17 protein-coding genes are annotated in these 22,264 nt (G+C 40.0%); 10 read left to right on the plus strand and 7 right to left on the minus strand.

Annotated elements, in window-relative coordinates; genetic code table 11:
• Positions 1-166: 166 nt before the first annotated feature.
• A complete protein-coding gene (gene pbpC, locus VB693_RS07860; protein WP_323265770.1) occupies positions 167-2,464 on the plus strand; it encodes a penicillin-binding protein 1C in 2,298 nt (765 codons plus the stop codon).
• 13 nt (positions 2,465-2,477) lie between these two features.
• Here pbpC and VB693_RS07865 read toward each other — a convergent pair whose 3' ends face one another.
• Entirely contained in the window at positions 2,478-2,711 is a 234-nt protein-coding gene (locus VB693_RS07865) for a hypothetical protein (RefSeq protein WP_323265771.1), read from the minus strand.
• A 244-nt stretch (positions 2,712-2,955) separates the two neighbouring features.
• Here VB693_RS07865 and VB693_RS07870 point away from each other — a divergent pair, with 244 nt between their 5' ends.
• Positions 2,956-3,171, plus strand: a complete 216-nt coding sequence (locus tag VB693_RS07870; RefSeq protein WP_323265772.1) for a hypothetical protein — start codon at positions 2,956-2,958, stop codon at positions 3,169-3,171.
• A gap of 17 nt (positions 3,172-3,188) precedes the next feature.
• Here the strand turns inward: VB693_RS07870 and VB693_RS07875 are convergent, their stop codons facing one another.
• Positions 3,189-3,578 (minus strand): helix-turn-helix domain-containing protein, encoded by a 390-nt coding sequence (locus VB693_RS07875; protein WP_323265773.1) that lies wholly within the window; start codon positions 3,576-3,578, stop codon positions 3,189-3,191.
• A 90-nt stretch (positions 3,579-3,668) separates the two neighbouring features.
• Between VB693_RS07875 and VB693_RS07880 the strand changes: the two genes are divergently transcribed.
• A complete protein-coding gene (locus tag VB693_RS07880; RefSeq protein WP_323265774.1) occupies positions 3,669-4,424 on the plus strand; it encodes a glucose 1-dehydrogenase in 756 nt (251 codons plus the stop codon).
• 51 nt (positions 4,425-4,475) lie between these two features.
• Positions 4,476-5,198, plus strand: a complete 723-nt coding sequence (locus tag VB693_RS07885) for an SDR family oxidoreductase (RefSeq protein WP_323265775.1) — start codon at positions 4,476-4,478, stop codon at positions 5,196-5,198.
• 165 nt (positions 5,199-5,363) lie between these two features.
• Here the strand turns inward: VB693_RS07885 and VB693_RS07890 are convergent, their stop codons facing one another.
• The 3 genes from VB693_RS07890 to VB693_RS07900 all read right to left on the minus strand — a co-directional run bounded on the left by VB693_RS07890 (position 5,364) and on the right by VB693_RS07900 (position 7,180).
• A complete protein-coding gene (locus VB693_RS07890; RefSeq protein ID WP_323265776.1) occupies positions 5,364-6,089 on the minus strand; it encodes a class I SAM-dependent methyltransferase in 726 nt (241 codons plus the stop codon).
• A 164-nt stretch (positions 6,090-6,253) separates the two neighbouring features.
• Complete coding sequence (locus VB693_RS07895) at positions 6,254-6,778, minus strand: FKBP-type peptidyl-prolyl cis-trans isomerase (protein WP_323265777.1); 525 nt, start codon at positions 6,776-6,778, stop codon at positions 6,254-6,256.
• A 78-nt stretch (positions 6,779-6,856) separates the two neighbouring features.
• On the minus strand, positions 6,857-7,180 hold the full coding sequence (locus tag VB693_RS07900; protein ID WP_190707293.1) for a phasin family protein: 324 nt from the start codon (positions 7,178-7,180) through the stop codon (positions 6,857-6,859).
• 136 nt (positions 7,181-7,316) lie between these two features.
• Between VB693_RS07900 and VB693_RS07905 the strand changes: the two genes are divergently transcribed.
• Positions 7,317-7,610 carry a TIGR03792 family protein gene (locus VB693_RS07905; protein ID WP_323265778.1) on the plus strand — a complete coding sequence of 98 codons (294 nt, stop codon included), beginning with the start codon at positions 7,317-7,319 and terminating at the stop codon, positions 7,608-7,610.
• Between the two features lie 185 nt (positions 7,611-7,795).
• Positions 7,796-11,536 carry a HEAT repeat domain-containing protein gene (locus tag VB693_RS07910; protein ID WP_323265779.1) on the plus strand — a complete coding sequence of 1,247 codons (3,741 nt, stop codon included), beginning with the start codon at positions 7,796-7,798 and terminating at the stop codon, positions 11,534-11,536.
• A 168-nt stretch (positions 11,537-11,704) separates the two neighbouring features.
• Here VB693_RS07910 and VB693_RS07915 read toward each other — a convergent pair whose 3' ends face one another.
• Positions 11,705-12,697, minus strand: a complete 993-nt coding sequence (locus VB693_RS07915) for a nucleoside hydrolase (RefSeq protein ID WP_323265780.1) — start codon at positions 12,695-12,697, stop codon at positions 11,705-11,707.
• Positions 12,694-15,126, minus strand: coding sequence for a hypothetical protein (locus VB693_RS07920; RefSeq protein WP_323265781.1), 2,433 nt, complete (start codon positions 15,124-15,126; stop codon positions 12,694-12,696). The genes VB693_RS07915 and VB693_RS07920 overlap by 4 nt, the downstream gene beginning before the upstream one ends.
• Positions 15,127-15,659: 533 nt before the next feature.
• Between VB693_RS07920 and VB693_RS07925 the strand changes: the two genes are divergently transcribed.
• The 4 genes from VB693_RS07925 to VB693_RS07940 all read left to right on the plus strand — a co-directional run.
• Positions 15,660-16,265 carry a PEP-CTERM sorting domain-containing protein gene (locus tag VB693_RS07925; protein ID WP_323265782.1) on the plus strand — a complete coding sequence of 202 codons (606 nt, stop codon included), beginning with the start codon at positions 15,660-15,662 and terminating at the stop codon, positions 16,263-16,265.
• Between the two features lie 63 nt (positions 16,266-16,328).
• Entirely contained in the window at positions 16,329-19,325 is a 2,997-nt protein-coding gene (locus VB693_RS07930; protein ID WP_323265783.1) for a filamentous hemagglutinin N-terminal domain-containing protein, read from the plus strand.
• A gap of 66 nt (positions 19,326-19,391) precedes the next feature.
• Positions 19,392-22,037 (plus strand): CHAT domain-containing protein, encoded by a 2,646-nt coding sequence (locus VB693_RS07935; RefSeq protein WP_323265784.1) that lies wholly within the window; start codon positions 19,392-19,394, stop codon positions 22,035-22,037.
• 20 nt (positions 22,038-22,057) lie between these two features.
• Positions 22,058-22,264 (plus strand): hypothetical protein (locus VB693_RS07940; protein ID WP_323265785.1); only part of this gene is annotated, 207 nt, incomplete at its 3' end.

A 22,264-nucleotide genomic window follows, 5' to 3' on the forward strand; every position in this document is an offset into this window, starting at 1 on the left:
TCACATTACATGGATAACCAATTTTGTCTGACTGTTCCTGGAAATCATTACAATTTTTAACTATTTGATTTTAATGAATTTTTGTAAATTAATTTAGTGAAAAACGTTAACCTGAAAATTGTGATGTGTATTTATTAGTTGAGATGAAATTGAAGCTAATTGAGTGATGAAAAGGGTAAAGAGTTGGCGATGGAAAATTAAGCATAAACTTAGATATAGCAGAAGTATTCAAATTATTTTGGCTGTGGTGTTGATGTGCCTATGTGTGCGATTATTGCCTTATTTTGCACCGATTCGTGCTGGAGATATTGCACAGAATCAACTGGCGTTGGAATTTAGCGATCGCAATGGGCTACCATTAGGAACAATCCTCACTCGTGACCAAGAACATACCGCCGTCGTCCCACTCAAGCAGGTTTCACCCCAATTTATTCAGGCAATTGTAGCGGCGGAGGATGGCAGTTTCTATCAGCATGGCGCATTGGATATGCAGGCTATTATCCGCGCCATGCAACAAGCCATTCATACCAAAAAAATTGTTTCCGGTGCTTCCACAATTACCATGCAATTGGCGCGGATGTTAGCACCATCCCCCCGCAACTTTTCTGGGAAAATTAATGAGATTTGGTTGGCTTGGCGGTTAGCAGCAGGGATGAACAAAGACGAAATCCTGTCTGCATATGTTAATCGTCTACCAATGGGAGGGAATATATATGGTGTAGAAGCCGCCGCTAGAACTTATTTTTCCATACCCGCCAGTGACTTAAATATTGCCCAAGCTAGTCTCCTCGCTGCTATTCCTAATAATCCCACTTATTTTGATCCGTTGCAGCATTGGAATAGACTCCAGCAGCGACAAAAATACGTCCTTAACCGCATGGTGCAGGATGGGTATATTACTAACCAAATAGCTGAGAAAACACTCACCGAGAAAGTAGTTTTCCAGTCGCGTAAAAGAGGAATTATCGCCGCACCTCATTTTTTATTTTGGTTAGCTAGTCAGTCATCTGAAACAGAAATAATTTCCCCTCTCCACACCACCATCAATCGCCCTTTACAGCGATTTGTAGAAGCGCAAGTACAGCAAGTAATTTCTACCCTCGCCGCCAACAACGTCCACGATGCGGCGGCTTTGGTAATTGACAACCACACTGGGGAAGTTTTAGCTTATGTCGGTTCACCTGATTACTTTAACGAAGCCAAATTAGGACGCAACGATGGCGTACAAGCTTTACGTCAACCGGGTTCTACCCTTAAGCCATTTGTGTATCAGTTGGCTTTAGAAAAAGGTGCTATTCGCCCAAACACCATTTTGGCAGATGTCCCCACCCACTACGCTATTCCCGGTGCCAAGCTGTATAGTCCCACAGATTACACCCAAAACTTCCTCGGCCCTGTTAGAGTACGCCTAGCTTTAGCGAATTCCCTCAACATACCAGCCGTGCGCGTCTTAGAAAAAGTCGGCGTACCATCTTTCTTAGTACGTCTGCATCAACTAGGGTTTAACCACCTCAAGCAAACCCCAGAATATTACGGTTTAGGTTTAACTCTCGGTAGCGGCGAAGTCTCTCTTTGGGAACTAGCCCAAGGTTACCTCACCATCGCCCAACAAGGAAAAACTACACCCTTAGTTACTACCATTCCCAATACCCAATTCCCAATACCCAATTCCCCAGTCCCCACTACATGGCAACTCATCACCGATATGCTGAGTGATAACCATGCCCGTGCTACAGCTTTTGGTGTAGACTCAGTATTAAACTTGCCTTTCCCCGCAGCTGTCAAGACTGGTACTTCCTCAAATTTCCGCGATACTTGGACGGTTGGCTTTACTAACAACTACACAGTGGCGACTTGGGTGGGAAATTTCAACGGCGAACCGATGCGCCAAGTGTCGGGAGTCATGGGTGCAGCACCTTTATGGAATCGCATCATGCTACACCTGCACGAACACCAAGAACCAGCCGCTTTTCCCTCTCCAGGCGGGTTAATTAAACTACCTATATGTGCAATCTCTGGGTTAAAACCGACACCAGAATGTAACTCTGTGGTGCAGGAATATTTCTATCCAGAAGATAAAATTGCCTATGAGAATCAGCAGGATTTTAATTTACCGTCAGAGTATGACGAATGGCTGGCAAAACAGCCATCGTCAAGTTTAATTACTAATAATTTAAGGATTGTCTCTCCCCACAATGGTGATTTATTTTTGGTATATCCCGGTACAGAGGGACAGCAAAAATTAGAATTCAAACTAGCAGGAAATACATCTACATCCGTGGAGTGGTGGCTGAATGGAGAAAAGCTAGATAGCCAAGTTAATTCTATGTTTTGGTATTTGCGTCCTGGTAGCTGGACTTTAGAAGCAAGAAGCGGGGAAAGGCGAGATAAAGTTAGTTTTCAAGTCGATTTAGCTAATATTCGTTCTACACGTCGGGGTTTTTCTATCGCCAATCCCCAATAATATCTTCATGGCATTATCCAGCACTTAAGTTGGCAATTGTAATTTGCTTGTTCACAATATTCGGCTCACCCATATTATCAACTGATTCGGAAGTGGAAATATCACGATTTTTTTCATCAGGGAGAGAGTTATCGGATTTTTTATTATCTCCAGAGATATCTTCATGATGACTAGAGCTAATCACATTGGGGTCTGAAGATTCATGAACTGATAAATTAATCAGCTTGTCTTGCTTTTCAGTCATCATTACCTCTCAATTGCATAAGTTAACTATTTACATAAATTAAAATATGAGAGATAGTTTTTACCTCTGACAATTGGTGTATTTTTTATAGAGATTAAACTCAATTGAATATTCTTCTGTCAATATTCAAATTTATTACTTACGACTTGATTACCAAATTTTCATTTTAAGACTTTTGATAGTGTTTCTATCAAAATCAACAGCTTAAATTGGGAATGTTTAATAACTAAAACAAAAGGAAATATTTATGCCTGGTGGTCGTGCAAGTCATAAAGGAAGTTCTGATAAACCCAACGTCAATGCTGAAGGGGTGCTAAGTGAAGCTGCCGATAAATCGGTAGAGCCGGAAGAACTCCTACCTGAAGATTTAACCAACGCAGAAACAATTAGAGCAGGTGAATATGTTGATTATCCCCCAGCCATCCAACGCCCAGATGAGGAAGTAAATCCTCATCGCTCCTGAATTCATTTTGAAAAGCTTCAAACTTCTAATTTCTGGCTGCTCAAGGACATCTTTTGACGTTCGTAAACTAGCTTTAATTCTTCTTGGTGTTGCCAAGCCCACTCTGCCAAACCTGCAATCGGTTCAATCAGTTTTTCACCAAAGGGAGTAAGGTTATATTCCACCTTGGGCGGCACAATGGGATATACAGTTCGGTTAACAACACCAGCTGACTCCAACCGTCTTAGGGTTTGTGTCAGCATTTTTTTGGAGATTTTGGGAATTTGACGTTGAAAATCAGTATATCGCTTAGTACCAGAAGATAGGAGATACAGTATTGGCGGTGTCCATTTATCTCCTACCAAATCGAGCATCTGCCGTATAGGACAGTCGGCACTGAGGACTATTCGGTCATTTTTGGGAACCATGAGGTAACTATATCACCTGGAAGTTCCTTCTTGTAAAGAAGAATCCAAATCAGGCACACTGCTCTAGTCGGTGAAAATGGAGAGATTTGGATGAAACCGTTAGAAAACAAAGTTGCCCTCGTTACTGGTGGTACTTCTGGGATTGGACGTACTACAGCGATCGCCTTTGCTGATGCTGGTGCTAAAGTTGTTGTAGTCGGACGGCGCGAAGAAGAAGGGAATGAAACTGTCAGATTGATTCATGAGGTAGGAAGTGACGGTTTGTTTGTGAAAGCCGATGTATCTCAAGAAACTGATGTAGAAGCAACTATTGCTGCCGTTGTCAATAAGTTTGGTAGGCTTGATATCGCATTTAATAACGCGGGGTTGCTGGGTCAAAATGCCTTGCTGGCAGAGCAGACAGAGCAAAATTATGACCGGGTTTTTGGGGTCAATGTGAAGGGGGTTTTTCTGTGTATGAAGCACGAAATTGCCCAGATGTTGGCTCAAGGGGATGGTGGAGCAATTGTCAATACCTCTTCCATCAATGGTTTTCGTCCCTTAGCCCCTGGCTTATCGCTTTACGATGCCTCTAAAACTGCCGTGGTGATGCTGACAAAAGCCGCAGCACTAGAATATGCGTCCCGAAAAATCCGCATAAACGCGATCGCACCAGGGCCGATTGAAACGGAAATGCTTAGTCTAGCAAGTGGTGGTAATCCCAAAGCTTTTGAGAGTTCTGTTCCCGCCGGACGTTTAGGTAAACCCGATGACATTGCTAATGCTGTGATCTGGTTGTGTTCTGATGCTACTGATTTTGTGAACGGTCATACCCTTGCTGTCGATGGCGGGGTATTGGCAGCGTGATTACTACTTTATGTGGATGTTCGCGAAAAAAAAATTAATGCGGGAGCAATCATGAGCAAACTAGAGAACAAAGTTACATTAATTCTTGGTGGTGCAGGCAATGTGGGAGAAGGTATTGTCAGAGCATTTCTCAAAGCAGGGGCGATCGTTGTTGTACCGTCGCGCCAAGCCGAAAAACTCGAAGAACTACGCACTTATTTAGGTGAACTTGCTCATGGCGATCGCTTTATGCCGATTGTGGGAGAAATTAGTCAAGTTGAGAGTGCCGAGATTATTCGCGATCAACTGCTGAAACAATTTGGCAAACTTGATGCTGTGGTTGCTTCCCTTGGTGGTTGGTGGTTTGGTAACAAACCTGTAACCGAAGTCTCAATCGCCGAATGGCAACAATATCTAGATAGTAATTTAACCAGTCACTTCATCGCAGCCCGCACCTTCCTACCTGTTCTGCAAGAAAATCAGGGTGCTAGCTACACTTTGATTGGTGGCGCAGCAGCTGAAGTACCGATTCCCAATGTCAGCCCTGTCAGCATTACTGCTGCTGGACAGCTGATGCTGGCTCAGGTTTTGATGCAGGAAAACAAGGGTAGTTCTGTCCGAATTAATGAAGTCATTGTTCATAGCTGGGTGGCAACTCGCAGCAGTCAAGAGCGCAGTCAACCAACCTGGATAAGTGCCGATGACATTGGCGAATTTACAGCTTGGCTGGCTTCGTCAGAAGCATCTATGGTGAATAGTAGTCTACTGCGCTTGTATGAAAAGCCTGCAACTTAGCACCACAGTAATCAGAGCGAGTCGGCACGCAATATGTTTCGGATCAGATAATTTGCCGAAATAATAACGCCTGTAGAGAGATAGCATTGCGACCTCTCTACATTCATTTCCACAATTTAATTTAAAATATATCCTTGGTTGCAGAAGCGAATTATTACGTCTCCACTAGGCTTGAAAACGTATCTTGTATAAATCAAATAATTCTCCTGGTTGGCGTGTCATAATTTTCGCTCCAGAAGCTTTGATGGTTTTTTCCCACTCAGTTACAGGTTCTAGAAATACTTCCGCATCTAAATAGGTTTCTAGCACAGCCCAATCTTCTGCTAAAGAGTGTTCAGGGTTGAGGATATCAAATACAAATAGTCCACCGGGTTTCAATACACGTTTGACCTCTGTTAACACAGCACTCCAATATTCCAGGGGAAAATAGCAGCTAAATCCTGTAGCGATCGCTAAATCAAATTGCTCTGGGGCATAATTTAATTGATGTGCTGCCCCTAATTCTACCCCTTTAAATAATTTAGAATTCAACTGCGAACCACGAGAATTTAAAGTATCTCGCGCCACATTACTAATTTCTTGCCCGTAAAATAAGGCTTGCCAATCTCGCCAAGGATAAATCAAAAAGCTGACACCGCAACCAATATCCAAACAGTGCTGATTTTTTTGGGGTTTAGCAATTTCCCAGAAAGGCGAAACAATTCTCCCTGTCAACAGTCCCGATTTCCATTCTTGAAATATCGGCATCGACTGTACTTCTTCAGGTAGTTCAAATGGTTCATTTTGATACTGTTTATTGAAGCGATATGCTACCTGCGCTACCCTCTGCTGCCATTTTTCTTGTTGAGTGTTGAGGGAAAATAGAGGATTGTAGGAAGAATTTTTAGACATTTTGGGTATTGGGCGTTGGACATAGGGAATTGGGCATAGGGCATAGGGCATGAAAAACTCAAAAGTCAAAAATTCTTCACTGCGTGACGCTAACGCGTAGCTTGCTTCTCCGCAGGAGTATAATTTTAAATTTTGAAATTTGTTTGCCCCTACACCCCTAACCTCTACTTAACCTCTAATAATTCCACATCAAACAATAAGGTAGCGTTGGGAGGAATCACGCCACCAGCACCGCGAGAACCATAACCTAATTCTGCGGGGATAATTAGCTGACGACGACCACCTACTTTCATAGTGCTAAGTCCTTCATCCCAACCTTGAATTACCTGACCGACACCGATGGTAAAGCTAAAAGGACGATTGCGATCGCGGGAACTATCAAATTTAGTCCCATTTTCTAAAGTACCGGTGTAATGCACTGTCACGGTTTGTCCCTTGACAGGTGTTGCACCAGTTCCCTCTTCTATTTCCTCATACTTCAAACCAGAAGGGGTAGTAACGACTTTGGAGGCATCAGACATATGATTGTTCGCTATTAAGGTATTGTTTTCTGTAACGATGGTGGTTGCTGGTGGGGTTGGAGTCACAGTTTCAGCGAAGGCAGATTCCTGCTTACCGCCGATTTGTGACAACACTAAAACCGCAACACAGGCCAGCATGATACCCACGCTAAGTAAAATTGCTTTCAAAATTAGTCCTCCCTACAGGGGTAGTTTGGCGATGAAAATTACCAACAGAACAAAATTAGTTTAAATCACAAGCAGATACTAACGCCAAAGCTTATTTTCTAAATCTCGGACTTGCCGTTCCAATCGGTCAATTCTACCCCGCAATTCATCTACCTCAGACTGACGCGCTACCCCCAAATCCTGCATCATATTTCGCATTTGCCGTTGCATTTGCGTTTCCCACGTTCCCTGCTCTGACTTTAACTGCTGTACAATATCATCCATCACCGCCTTTGCTTGCTCAGGATTGAGTTTGCCGTCCTTTACCAATTCATCACTCACTTCCTTCAGTTTTTCCGCTACGAGAGAAGTTGTCCCAATACCAAGCATCATTAGTTGTTGCAACCAGTTGTTGCTGTCCATACTTCCTTCCTGTTATTTATTTCAAACCAGCCGACCCTTGCTTTTAAGTGTGTGCAATCAAGCTATGCTGGAAGCGTCGTTATTCTAGCCTACAACTCTATTTTGGCAAATTGGCAAACACATAGGATGAAAGGGTGTGGTTATAGAATTTCTTAAGTTTAAAGTTACCCCCGGTACACGAGAAGATTATCTGCAAAAGGATACAGCCATTTGGACAACTGTTTTGGCTAAGTATCCTGGGTTCTTAGGTAAAGAAGTCTGGATTAATCCCCAGGACTCCACAGAAATTATATTTATTATTCGTTGGGCAACGAAAGAACAATGGCAAGCCATACCCCTAGAAGATTTACAGGCGATCGAGCAAAAATTTGCCCAAGCGGTAGGTAATACCTATGAGTTAGTCGAGTCAAAAGAATATCAAGTACAGTAGTCAAACGTATTCAACAAGCAGAACAACGCTCCCAAAAACTAGCAGAGAAATTGCGATCGCTGGGCATAAATCCCGATAAGACTTACTTACCCAGTAAAACCCAATTTCTGCAATTATGTTGAAATCTAGAGCGATTTTCTCAACTCTTAGATATACTCAAAATCACCACTTCAGCAGACGCGAGTATGATATTAGATTGGTTAGCTGTTTGGGGCATAACTCAAGCTGTCGGGTTTGCTTTTAAGTCAATTTTTGAAGACTTAGCGAAAGACGCTGCTAAAGACTGGGCGAAAGACTTATTAAAAGGTATTCCTGGTAACATTTTACAGCAACTCAAGCCAGAAGATATTGACATTGCTGCTGGCAAAGCTTTGAAAGAATTTTTGCAATTAATGCAGCAAGAATTAGAAGATGCAGACCTAGAAGAAACGGAACTGCAACAATATAATTATGCTTTAAAAAAATTCATTAATCATAAATCAATTAAGCTAATTCTCGGTGAACCTTTTCAACCAAATTGCCAACTTATAAATGCCAAAGTCCTAACCAATACCTGGCATGAAATGAAATTACCCAATCTACCCCAGCAATTCGATTGGGAAAGATTGGCTAAACGCTATGTGAAAAAAGTTAAAGCAATTATTCGTGAGTCAGATGAATTACGCCCTATTTTAGATTCTCTGCATCTAGAATCATTAAATAATACCGTGCTAGAAATTAATGGTATTACCCCAGATTTCGACTTAAAAAAATACCAAGAAGGACTGCGCGAGAGATATGGTAATTTAAAACTAGATAGTTTAGATACTACTGGTTACGCCTACAACGAATTAAAGTTATGGCGGATGTTTATCCCTCAACAAGTGCGGGAAGTTCATCAAGTATTAGCACAGGTGCATGAACTCCCCAAAGAACACCTCAAACGACTAAGAGAAAGTAAACAATTAGATGAAGAAATTACCCCAGAAGCATTAGAATACTACAAAAAAATTTATTTTGAACAGTCAACAAATTCAGTCTTAGATATTATTAATGATACTCTAAACTATAACTATATAGTTATCTTAGGCGATCCTGGCTCTGGCAAATCAACCTTATTACAATTTTTAGCTTTAAACTGGGCAGAAACACCACTAAATAATGTCGTCTCTTCAGCAATTCCATTATTAATTGAGTTACGCACTTATATCCGCAGACGAGAAAATCATGAATGCCATAATTTCTTAGAATTTTTTCATAAATGTAGTGGTATAGTGCATCATCTCAATCAAAATAAACTCCACGAACAACTCAAAGCTGGCAATGCTTTAGTAATGTTTGATGGTTTAGATGAAGTATTTGATATTGCCAAGCGAGAGGATGTAATTACAGATATTCATCGCTTTACCAATCAATATCCTGATGTCAGGGTGATTGTAACTTCTCGCGTGATTGGCTATAAACCCCAAAGATTAAGAGATGCGGAATTTCGGCATTTCATGATTCAAGATTTAGAGCCAGAGCAAATCCAAGATTTTATCAACCGTTGGCATGAATTAAATTTTCAAGATCAGGGAGATAGACACCGAAAAAGAGAACGATTACAAAGAGCCATTGATACATCAAAAGCTATTACTGAACTAGCTGGAAATCCCCTCTTGCTAACAATGATGGCAATTCTCAACCGTAACCAAGAATTACCCAGAGATAGGGCAACATTGTATGAGCAAGCATCACGGGTACTACTACATCAATGGGATGTAGAACGTGCTTTAGTAGAAGATTATCGTCTAGATCCTAAAACCATTGATTATAAAGATAAACAAGCAATGTTGCGGCAAGTTGCCTATCATATGCAAACCAGTGCTAAGGGTTTAGTAGGCAATTTAATTAGTGCCAATGATTTAGAAAAAATTTTAATTCGCTATCTCAAGAATATCGAATTTGAACAACCAACAAAAGTTGCCAGAGTGATGATTAACCAACTACGGACTCGCAACTTTATGTTATGTTTTTTAGGTGCAGATTACTATGCTTTTGTGCATCGAACTTTTTTAGAGTATTTCTGCGCTTGGGAATTTGTCTGGCAGTTTAAAGAGATACAAGTTATCTCTATTAAAGGACTCAATTGTGAAGTATTTGGTAAACACTGGCAAGATGAAACTTGGCATGAAGTGTTACGCTTAATTATCGCCATGATTGAATCGAGATTCGTTTGCGAAATCCTCGATTATTTAATAGCTCAAGATGGTGAAAAAGAAAAATTTATTAACTTATTTTTAGCAGCTAAATGTCTAGCAGAAGTCAGAAATCGCTTATTAGTAGCGTCAGTATCTACTAAATTACTAGAGAAAATCAAAGCCTTAACCAAATACGATCTTAACTATTACTACAAACCTTATTTAGACGAAGAAGAAACGAAACTAGTTCAAGAAATTCGCACCAAAGCAGTTGTGTGTGTAGCCACAACTTGGAAAGATGACCCCGATACTCTCTTCTGGCTCAAACAACTAGCTACCGATGATAATAAAGATTATGTCCGTCGTGCAGCCTTACAAGAGTTAGCAAGAGGGTTTAAAGATGACCCCGATACTCTCCTTTGGCTGCAACAACACGCCACAAATGATAGTGATTGGACTGTACGACAAGCCGCAGTGCAAGAATTAGTCAGGGGTTTCAAAGATGACCCTGATACCCTCCCTATTCTCCAAAAACGCGCGATCGCAGATAATAGTGAATATGTAAGACAAGTAGCAGTCCAGGAATTAGCTAGAGGTTTTAAAGATAATCCCAACACCTTATTTTGGTTGAAAAAACGTGCCAATGTGGATCAATATGGAACTGTGCGCCAGGTAGCAATCCAAGAGTTAGCTAGGGGATTCAAAGATTACCCTAATGTTCTCCCCTGGTTGAAACAATGTGCTGCTACTAATGAAGATTGGACTGTGCGCCAAGCGGTCGTGCAGGAATTAGCCAGAGGTTTTAGAGATGACCCTGAGACCTTAAGCATCCTCAAACAAGCTGTCACCTCTGACGAGAATGAATATGTGCGCCAAGCCGCAGTACAAGAATTAGCCAGGGTATTCAAAGATGAGCGTGATACTCTCTGTATTTTGAAACAAAGTGCGATCGCAGACAAATATTCAGATGTTCGCCAAACCGCCGTGCAAGAGTTAGCCAGGGTGTTCAAAGATGACCCCCATACCCTCCCCTGGCTAAAACACCACGCTACTACTAGTGAAGATAAATATGTGCGCCGCGCCGCCGTGCAAGAACTCGCTAGGGTGTTCAAAGATGACCCTGATACCCTCTTTATCCTCAAACAACGTGTCGTTATTGATACTTATTCAGATGTGCGTCGCGCTGCCGTGCAAGAATTAGCCAGAGGCTTTAAATATGACCTCGATACTCTGAGTATCCTCAAACAACGCGCCATTGCCGACGATAATGAATCTGTACGACGGACAGCCGTCCAGGAATTAGCCAGGAGTTTTCATAATCACCCTGATACTCTCCCCATCCTCAAAAAATGTGCTAAATCTGAGAAATATGCAGATGTGCGCCAAGCTGCATTACAAGAATTAGCCGCAGGTTTCCCTAATGATCCTGAAACCCTTTCCATCCTGACGAAACGCGCTACATCAGACAAATATGCAGATGTACGTCAAGTCGCATTGCAAGAATTAGCTAAAGGTTTTGCAGATCACCCTGAGATATTTGAGGTTTTCTACCACTGTGCCATTAATGATCCCTTTACCCGTGAGTACAATTTTCAACATAACCCCCGACAAGTAGCACTAGAAATAATTATTGAACATTATCCTCATCATCCCCAGACGCTACCACTATTACGCGACAGAGCAGAACATGACCAAGACGAACAAGTGCGAGAGTTTATTCATAAAAAACTCGTAGAATTGGCTTTGTTGAATGAGAAAACAAAGTAAGGTCAATAGGACTTACGCACAAATTACGGAATAACGTATCGCTAAAGCGAAAGCTCCGCTAACGCGTAGCGCACACCACAGAGACGCAGAGAACACAGAGAAATAAGGGTTTGAGAGACTTTTTGCGTAAGTCCTGGTCAACAATAGTGCCATAAATACATTAAGTAGTCAGGGCGAGATAAGTTGATCAAACAGCTTTAAAAACCTTTCAGTATCAACATCTAAACAGGCTTCTACATTAGGTGGATTAGTTTTATCATCTCGGCGATCGCGCCGATCTGCTAGTGACAAACCAGTGGTAAATCGTCCTTCAGTTTCAACCATCATATAGAATGATTCAGTCGTAACTAGACTCGGATCAATAGCAACTGCCATTGCTAAAGGATCGTGTAAATAACAACCATGAAAGCCTTCATGATCACGATAGAAAGCCATATAAATTCCAGTACAATCGGCTATAAACTGGGTAACTTTTGCAGGACGACGCTGTAAATTATCTTCCACAACTTGGCGGGGAAGAGGAGCTTTCATTGCCACATCTAAACCCACCAATGTTAAGGGAATTCCTGACTCCATCACGATTTGAGCAGCATGAGGATCTACAAAAAAGTTAAATTCAGCCGCGGCCGTAATATTTCCAGGTACGGTGATAGCCCCACCCATGATGATAATTCGACCTATTTGTTTCATGGTTGCGGCATCTTTTTGAATTGCCGTTGCGAGATTTGTTAGGGGGCCTAAAGCAACAATATTCAGACTACCGCCGTACTCTTGGGCTACCTTGAGAATGACATCAATAGCATTCTCTGTAGATGGTTCAATGTTTAGTTGCGGATAGCGGGCTGTACCATCTGCTGCTTTAAATTGATCTAGTTCGCCCAGCCCATCTGCACCATGAATACCCGCAGCATTCAAGGGCGGTTTAATCAGAGGTTTTTCACAACCTTTAGCAACAATTGGTAAAGTTTTGGGTTCAACAATACTTAGTACCCGCAATACATTGTTAGCTGCTTGATCTACATGAATATTACCAGCTAAAACTGTAATTGCTTTCAGGTCTAATTGTGGTGAATTCAATGCCATAATCAGAGCCAAGGCATCATCAACACCACCATCTGTATCGATAATCACTGGAATAGGCTGATTTTGGGAGTTTGTCATACTGAATATTCGTCTTCTTCCAGAATGGCGTAGAAATTTAAATTGCGATATCTTTGCAAAATCATATTGGCGTATTCCTTCGAGTAGAAAGAACCGCATAGATAGGCTTTTCCCCAAGGATTTTCAACTTTTGGGGCGGTGGGAAATATTGTTCTAATTCCCTGGTTTTGCTCAGAAGTAGTAGGAATAATCAAGACTTTGAACTGTTTTGGGATCGTTTCATCTGCTAAATAACTGTCCAGTAAATTATTTAACTCTGACAGAATCAGCGATTCTTCTGCTGAAATCTCCTCGTCAACTTTTACTAACAGATTTAACAAATCTCGTAGTCTCCCTACTTGAAAATAGGGCGGATCTAATGAGAGATAATCTAGTACGCTTTGCCGTAAACTAACAAAGTCGCTATCTTCACCAGTTAACAACTTTTCTCGAACTTCTTCAGTGGAGTAGTTAATTCGGTAAGATTCCAGTAGTTGTTGAATGAAGTCAACTTCGGTATCATCCAAAGTTTTGTCAATTAGGGCAACTTGGCGGAGAATATTAAAAATCTGCTCTAACTCTTGTAAATTATCTTCGGCGTAAATACGCAAGATTTGCTGCGAAAATTCTTCGGCATTGTAGGTATTGTGCCAATATTTGAGGTAAATCTCTTTAGGAATGATCAGGAGTTCAAGTTGCTGTTCGGCTGTAATGGTTGCTTCCTGTTGATCTCCCCGAATAACGCGAATATTACCTAACGGAATCCAAGGTTTTACACCTTGGGGTTGATACCCACCTAATGGGTTACTTACTAGCCCTATACCCATAGGAATATAAACAAAACCGGGAGGCGATCCCGCTTTGATTAATGTTTCACCTTCTTTAAGGACGGATAAGTACACATCAGTAAAAGCCTTGAGCGGATCAATATTTTGGATTTTATGACCAGATTGAGAAACTCTCAGCAGGATTTTTTGTTTCTGTTCCAGCGACCAATCTAGTTCTTTAGCAATCAAATAGCGATCGCGTTCCTCCGGGTCAATATTTTTGAGTGAGGGGACAACTCTGCTCTTCAATCCTATCTCTGAAGCGATTTTCCCTAATTCTGTTTGCACAGCTTCAGCAAAATCTAGGTTGTCGTCAGTATTTTCTAATAAAATTTCAATGTTTTCACTCTTCTTAATCACATCATTGGCGTTAGCTGGTCGGCTAAAGGTGTCGATAATATCGCGTTGAATGTCGTCAATTACAACAGCTAAATTGTAAGCAGCCCGTTGTGCAGCATCTTGGTTAGAAAAAGAACCTCGATTGAAAGATATTCTTAAATCGCCGTTAGCAGTTAATTCACTACTAGCAATGTTTGCTTCTCCAGCATTGAGAGGATTTGCTGCTTCTAATAAAAATAATTCCCCGCTTCCTTTTTGCAAAGCATAAATTGCCTTAGCTGTATTTTGGTCAACAAAAATCTGATAACCTCCTGATGTTTTGTAAACTGTACCTCTCTGTCGCAAAGCATCGGCGGCTCGCAAAGCACGGATAGTGTCACTCACATCAACAATTAAAGCTTGTGTTTCTGGATGATCGCAAACCAGCCAGGAAAATGCCTGTTTTTCAAAATCACTGTAATATTGATCGATGCGTTCGTTACGGGGGCTAGTTCCCTGTTTGAGAAATTCTGCCTGAGTCGATTTAACTTGCAGTAAAGCTATTTCTAATTTCTCGATTTTCAGATGTTCTTGTAGAGAGTTTTTAGCCTGAGCTAATTTATTTTCGGCTTTAGTTACTTGTTGTTGGTGATAAAGGTGATGCAAATTAACCGTAGCAATTTGTCTCATTACCTGTCTGAGCTGTTGCGGATTATTCAATACCTCAATAGGAACTTTGCTTTTACTGTGGGCAACCCCCATTGATACCATTTCACGTAACACAAGTTTAGGATCTTCTGTCAATGCTCCTTGATCAGCTAAATTAATTAAACGCCAAGACACATTGCCACAATTTTCAGTCCAAATCGTATCGATTACCTGATCAAAAGCTGGGCTGAATACTTCTTGGGTGACAAATTCTGGGTGCATCGCCCGACCAAATGCCGAAAAATCAAGCATTCCCATATCATGGTTATAGACAATTATGATTCCATAACCTTTCATAAAATCAAACCACAGAGGCTCTCTTTGGGGAATGAGAACTCCATGAATGGCTTCCAGCACAACTAAGATATTGCGAGCAACATCTCTGACATGAACGACACCATGATCAGAATAAAGTGCAACGTGCTGAAGGGGATTGGCTATAAAATCTTCATTTCTAGCAGCATAATCTAACTCTGCTTGCTGATTAACTTTGGCATAGTAATTTTCTTCGATGTAAGTTCTGACTTTTTCTGGCAGGTATCGATCAACCTGGAGCAATTGAATCTCTTCAACATATTTACTGGAATTTAAATTCATAATTCTGATAAAATTTTCAAAGATTTGGTTGCAGCGTTTAGCTGTAATATTTCTGTAAGTGCCTTTGTATTATTTTGTTGATGTTGTTGACAAAACTATCATCATCTGCTGTATATTTTTTGCAATTATTTTATTCTTGATAGAAGAATATTTGTCACAATAGCAAATCAAATCAACACCCTAAATGTGTAGTTTTTCCAAAGTTTGAAACCAAATTAATCGTACTGCTAAATTTGATACAAATAAAATTAAATATTGTAACTTAACTTGTAGTGAAGATGTTGTTTGCTGAGACAAAGATTTTATCACTTACTAGCGTGAAAAATGTTGTTAATGACAAGTCTTAAAAGAAGGGAGCAATTTTAGGTTCAAACAGTGTTTTCAGGCACATCTATCACAACACCAAAGCAACAAAATTAAAATTTTTATGAAGAAGTAAGTAGAATCCTGTAAAATTTCTATTAATAGTGCTTTTTTTAACTAAACTAGAGGATAATCAGATTTGAGATAAAAATCTTTAATTTAGGCAAAAAATGGGCTTAATTAATAAATTACTGACCATAGTGATATCTGCGGGTGTCACCATAGCTGTGGGAATGAAAGTTGAAATAGCCACAGCAAGTTCATTGATTGGTGATACAATTAAGTATGATTACTTAATCCCTGATTCAAGCACAGTATTGGCATCTACTACCAGGTTGGTTCAGCCCGGACTTGCCGATCTGATTAATCAAACTGATGGTACTTCTGATGTTATTTTTGCGGTCAACCCAGAAACAGAAGGGTTTATCGTTAATTTTTCCAAGGACTCTGGATTTTTCCCTAGCCTATTTAACGGATTTAGACTTTCTAGTTTAGACTTTCATGATAGTAGTATTTTAACGGGATTTATATTAGAGACTAATATGGTCGGGCTAGATGCTAATGACTCTCGCATCAGTTTTACGGCTGATACCATTAGTGTTAATTTGCAAGGACTGTCATACGATACAAATACTTATATTAATGTCAATTTAGTAACGTCTGTTGTTTCCGCAAGTGTTCCTGAACCTAGTCCAGTGATAGGAATTTTAGCTATAAGTGGGTTGGGATGCCTATATCTACTCAAGCGTAAATTAATCAAAGTTCAAGATTATTGACCTCAAGTGGAACAAAAATGCAGGTATTGCTGAAACAGAGGAGATGATAGGGCTACCATGCTGATGAAAATTTTAACAAGGAGTGTTGCGATCGCCTATATTCTTGGTTCGTCAACGACTGCTGTAGCTGAGGTAGTTCCTGACGACAGTTTAGGAGTCGAACACTCTGTTTTTACACCTAATGTCCAAAGTCCCAAAGGTCAGATTGATCGCATAGATGGGGGAGCGATTCGAGGTAGTAACCTATTCCATAGTTTTCAAGATTTGAACGTTGGTAATCAGCAACGGATTTATTTTTCTAATCCGGCTGGAGTCGAAAATATCCTGAGTCGAGTTACAGGAAACAACGCTTCTAATATCTTCGGTACACTGGGAGTATTGGGAAATGCCAACCTCTACTTGATTAATCCTAACGGGATAATTTTCGGCAAAAATGCGCGTTTGGATATCTCTGGTTCTTTTTTTGCTAGCACCAGCAACTCTCTTCTGTTTCAGAACGGTGATCAATTTACTACTCAAGATCCCAAAGCACCCCCTTTATTAAGGGTTAATCTTCAGCCGGGGTTAGAGAGTTGGTTACCGCCCCAAGGTGCGATCTCTAATACTGGTAACTTATCAGTTGGACAAAACTTGACTTTAATTGGTACAAGACTTGACTTACAAGGGCAATTGAGAGCAGGTGGTAATTTAGTTTTGCAAGCTACCGATACTCTAAAAGTTCGGGACAGCCTCAATAACCCTTTCATAGCCTCGGCTGAACAAAAACTATTAGCTCAAGGCAATAAAATAGACATCTCTGCATTAAATCATCCTTCCAGTGGCTTCTTTTCTGGAAAAGATATGGTATTCCGTTCCGCTAATCCGATTGATGGGGACGCTCAGTTTTTTAGTGGCGGTAATTTTAGCATCGAACAAATGAACTCTCAAAGAGGAGATTTAAGGAGCTTTGATGACCCTATTATTCGTTCAAGTGGAGATGTGAGTTTTAATAATTATACAGGAGCATCCATCCATATTTTTGCAGGTGGCAGCGTCACTATTAATAATATTAATATTAACAGTCCAGATACAACTAATTTTATTAAGCAAACAGTAACTCTCTCTGATGGAGTAACACAAATTTCCATTGATGGCAGCGATCAACCTACTGTTGATATTAGGGCTGGGACTACCAATTTTAACCCAACGGGAATTCAAGGAAATACGAATGTTTTTTCACCTATTCCTAGCACAGAGGGTCGACCAACAAGTGCAGATATTACGATCAATCAAATTATCAACTCAGGCGGACTGGTCTTTCTAACCAATCAGTATCAACCAAATTCTTCCTTACCGGGCAATATCACAGTTAAATCGGCACTTAATATATTTGGTAGTGGTGACAAAGGTGGTGATATTGTAATTGATTCACGAGGGAAAATTATTACCCCTCAATCTATGTCGAGTTTTGGCATTGATGCTTCTACATTGGCATTTTCCAAACCTGGTGGAGATATCACACTTTTAGCTCATGATGATATAGTTATGCCGCCATCATCACGAATTATTTCTGCTGGGACAGTGGGAGGTAACATTACTTTTAAGAGTCAATCTGCCATTATTCAAGAACAAGCTCCACGTAGAGAATCATTTATTGAAAGTGCTTCTTATGGTGCAGGAAAAGGCGGTGATGTGATCCTAAATGCACCATTTATTTTCTTGAGTAATGATGTAAAAAGTCATCTTTATCAAGGCGCAACAGGAACAGGTGGGAAGCTGATCATTACCGCTAATTCTTTAGAAGCGAACCAAGCTGAATTATCTACCATCAGCAATGGTGGTAATGCTGGTGAAGTCATGATTAATGCGGATGAAATTTTGTTAAATGAATCCAAAATAGGCAGCCAGAGCATAGGTGCAGATGCAGGGAAAGCAGGCAATATAGAGATTAATACTATATCCTTGACCGCTACTAATGGTAGTCAGGTATTTTCTCAAATAGAAGGGTTAGGAAATGCTGGCAATATATTAATCGAAGCTGAAGACAAAGTTCTTTTATATGGTGCGAATACAGGTGTATTTTCTAAGACAACTTTAAGTTCTATTGGTAATGGTAGTAATATCTTCGTCAATGCTAAACTTGTTGAGATTAGCGATGGTGCTGCTATTTCCACCGATAGCCAAGGAAGTGGTATTGGTGGTGGTATAGATATTCAAGCAAATAAATTAACCCTCGACAATCAAGCTGTAATTTCTACAAAAACAGCCAGTACGGAAGGGGCTAATATTAACTTACAGATAGCAGATTTGTTATCATTACGCCGTAGAAGTCGGATTTCGGCGATCGCAGGGAATGAAACTACAGGTGGAAACGGTGCTAACATCACTATCAAAACAGATTTACTCTTCGCTGTTCCTGAAGAAAACAGTGATATTTCAGCTAATGCTTTTTTTGGTAGTGGTGGCAATATTGATATTAACGCCAGAGATATTCAAGGAATCGAGTTTTCTGATACACCTACCCCATTCAGTAATATTACTACCAGCAACATTAAATTAGGAAGTCCTAATCCATCACCAGAAGTGCCTAGTCCACTACCGGAAGTGCCTAGTCCACTACCGGAAGTTCCTAGTCCACTACCAGAAGTTTCTAGTCCACTACCAGAAGTTTCTAGTCCACTACCAGAAGTTTCTAGTCTTGGATTAATTGATGAACAAGACGCTGCTCCGAGTTCAGCTTTGATCAAATTATCAAACCCACAGAGCGATCGCGACAATCAAATCGTTACTGCTAGTTGTACATCCACAGGGGGTAATTCTTTTACCATCACAGGTAGGGGAGGGTTACCAACAGACCCCACTGCAACTATTCGTAGTCAAGCTCTTTTGTCAGACACACGAGATTTTACAACTATACAAAGTAGCAATCAAGCAAATACTTCTTCTGCAATTCCTCCCACAAGACAACAAATTATTGCAGCCACAAATTGGATAATTAATGCCCAAGGACAAGTAGAATTAGTAGCATCTTTACCTCAAGAGAGTTCATCGTCAAAACATCCTAATTGTAGAGATTTATAAACTTTGATAAATTAATAAATTTTATATATAAAATATCCAGATAAATTATTTTTTTTAAATATAAATATGAAAAAAATATCTAGGCGAAAGAGCTATAAATATTTAAACAAGAAAGAATTTTCGTCATTTCTTAAAATCAAAATTAATACTATTGGTCTTTTTTATATTTGCTTTACATTAAGTCTGTTATTAACTATTAATAATATTCCTGCTGTTGCGAATCAATCTATAATATCCGATGCAAATAAGGAAAATCAACAACTATCAAATCCTTCAGATTTATTACAACAAGGAAAAAAATACTATCAAGCTGGACAATACACAGAATCTTCCAGAATTTGGGAAAATGTCCTGAAAATTTATCAATCAAAAAGAGAATTGATTAATCAAGCTCAAGTTTTAAATTATTTAGCTTTAGCATATAAAGATTTAGGAAAAATTCCCCAAGCGCAAACTGCGATCGCTGAAAGTATAAACATCAGCAAAAGCTTAAAAAATCTCGATGCTAAAAGCACTTTACTATTAGCACAAGCATTAAATACCCAAGGAATGCTCCAAATACTACAAGGACAAACTGACACAGCTATAGATACTTGGAAGCAAGCAGCAAAAACCTATGAGCGCACGGGTGATAAAACAGGTAAACTCATCAGCCAAATTAATCAAGCACAAGGTTTGCAAGCATCGGGACAATATTACCGCGCCAAAACCTTGTTAGAAGAATTGGTGAAAGAATTGCAAAATCAACCTGATAATCTCTTGAAAGCTCAAGGATTGAGAAGTTTAGGGATTGCTATGCAAACTGTTGGTGATTTAAAGCAATCCAAAATAATACTAGATAAAAGTTGGGAAATTAGTAAGCAATTCAACTCACTAACTGATATAAGTGCAGTTTTATTTAGTATTGGTAACGTAGCCCAAGACTTACAAGAAGATGATATTGCTTGGACATACTACCAAGAAGCCATTAAATTATCTCCAGAACCACAGATTAAATTAGAAGCACAATTAAATCAATTGAGCTTATTAGTTAAACTCCAAAACTGGGAATTAGCACAAACACTAATACCAGAAATCGAAACTAATCTTGCTCAACTTCCTCCGAGTCGTCCTGCTATTTACGCCAAGATTAATTTCACAGAAAGTTTGATAAATTTAGAAGCATCTGGGAAAAGCAAAAAAGCAGTTTCAGACACCAACACCATCAAAATTGCTCAATTGTTAGCAACAGCTATTCAACAAGCCAAAGACATCAAAGATCCAAGAGCCGAAGCTTATTCTATTAACCAACTAGGTAAACTTTACCAAAAAAACGACCAGTTGGCAGATGCAGCGATGTTGACACAACAAGCACTAACAATAGCTCAAGAAATTAATGCTACTGATTTAGTGGCGCGTGCGGCGGGACAGTTAGGTATAGTTGCTCAACAACAAGGAGATAATAATAGTGCGATCGCTGCTTATGATATTGCTTTTAATAACTTGCAATCTCTGCGTAGTGATTTAGTGGCGATTAATCGAGATGTCCAGTTTAATTTTAAAGAAACTATTGAACCAATCTATCGAGATTACGTCAGTCTGTTGTTGCAAAAAGATAATCAAAGCAACCTGAAACAAGCTCTGCAAGTGATGGAAGCTTTGCAAATAGCTGAACTAGATAACTTTTTTCGCGATGCTTGTTTAGATAATAACAATCCTGTAGTTTTAGAGAAAATTGACTTGCACGCAGCTGTTCTTTATCCAATTATTTTAAGCGATCGCCTCGAAGTCATTCTTTCAGTTCCTAATCAACCTCTACGCCATTACAGCACCCTACTGTCAAAGCAGCAAGTTGAAACGACCTTAAAACAACTTTACTCTTCCCTGTCCCCTGGTTATCCCAATGACGAGCGTTTGCGAGTCTCTCAAGAAGTATATAACTGGCTGGTTGCACCTGCCCAAGCGACACTCACCAAAAGTAATATCAAAACTTTAGTTTTTGTGCCAGATAGTTTGCTGCGAAACTTACCAATGGGTGTTCTGTATGATGGTAAAAAGTATTTAATTGAAAATTATAGTGTCGCCCTCAGTCCTGGTTTAAAACTATTTCCTCAAGGACTACAACGCCAAAAATTGAGCGTGTTAGCTGCTGGACTAACGGAAGCGCGCCAAGGCTTCAATCCCTTACCAGGAGTGACAGGAGAAATTAAACAAGTCACAACAGAAGCTAATTCTCAAGTATTGCTAGATAATAATTTTACCCGCGATACCTTAAAAGCAGCGATCGCCAATAAATCTTTCCCCATAGTTCACCTAGCTACTCACGGTCAATTTAGTTCTAACCCAGAAGAAACCTTCTTGTTGACCTGGGGCGATCGCATTTCCATTCAAGATTTTGACAATTTATTTAAAAATAGAAGACAAAAAAATTTAGAACCGATTGAATTATTGGTGATGAGTGCTTGTCAAACAGCCGTAGGTGATAATCGTGCAACTTTAGGTTTAGCTGGATTTGCCTTGCGTTCTGGTGCTAAAAGCACTATAGCTAGTTTGTGGTCAGTCAGTGACGAATCTACTTCTTCCTTGATGAAAGAATTTTATGCCGAATTGAGTAACCCAAAACTCAACAAAGCAGAGGCATTGCAACAGGCACAAATAAAAATCATGGCTAATCCTTTATACAAACATCCCTATTTTTGGTCTTCTTTCGTTCTTGTCGGTAATTGGTTGTAAACCTCACAAAAAATGCGAAAATGATGAAATTTAATGCTCAAATATTTTGCTTTATTACTGTTAGCAACATACTACTTTTAACAAGTAAGACGACATTAGCCAGCCTGCTCCCTCAAGAGCATTCTACTGTTAGCAATCAAGTTCTCATTAGTTTGGAATTTAAACCCCCCAAAGATCCAGCCCCGAAAACCAGCGTCGGTGGTGGTGTTCGCGGCCAAGTTCAATTT

Source organism: Anabaena sp. UHCC 0399 (assembly GCF_034931465.1).
Taxonomy (GTDB): Bacteria; Cyanobacteriota; Cyanobacteriia; order Cyanobacteriales; family Nostocaceae; genus Trichormus; species Trichormus minutissimus.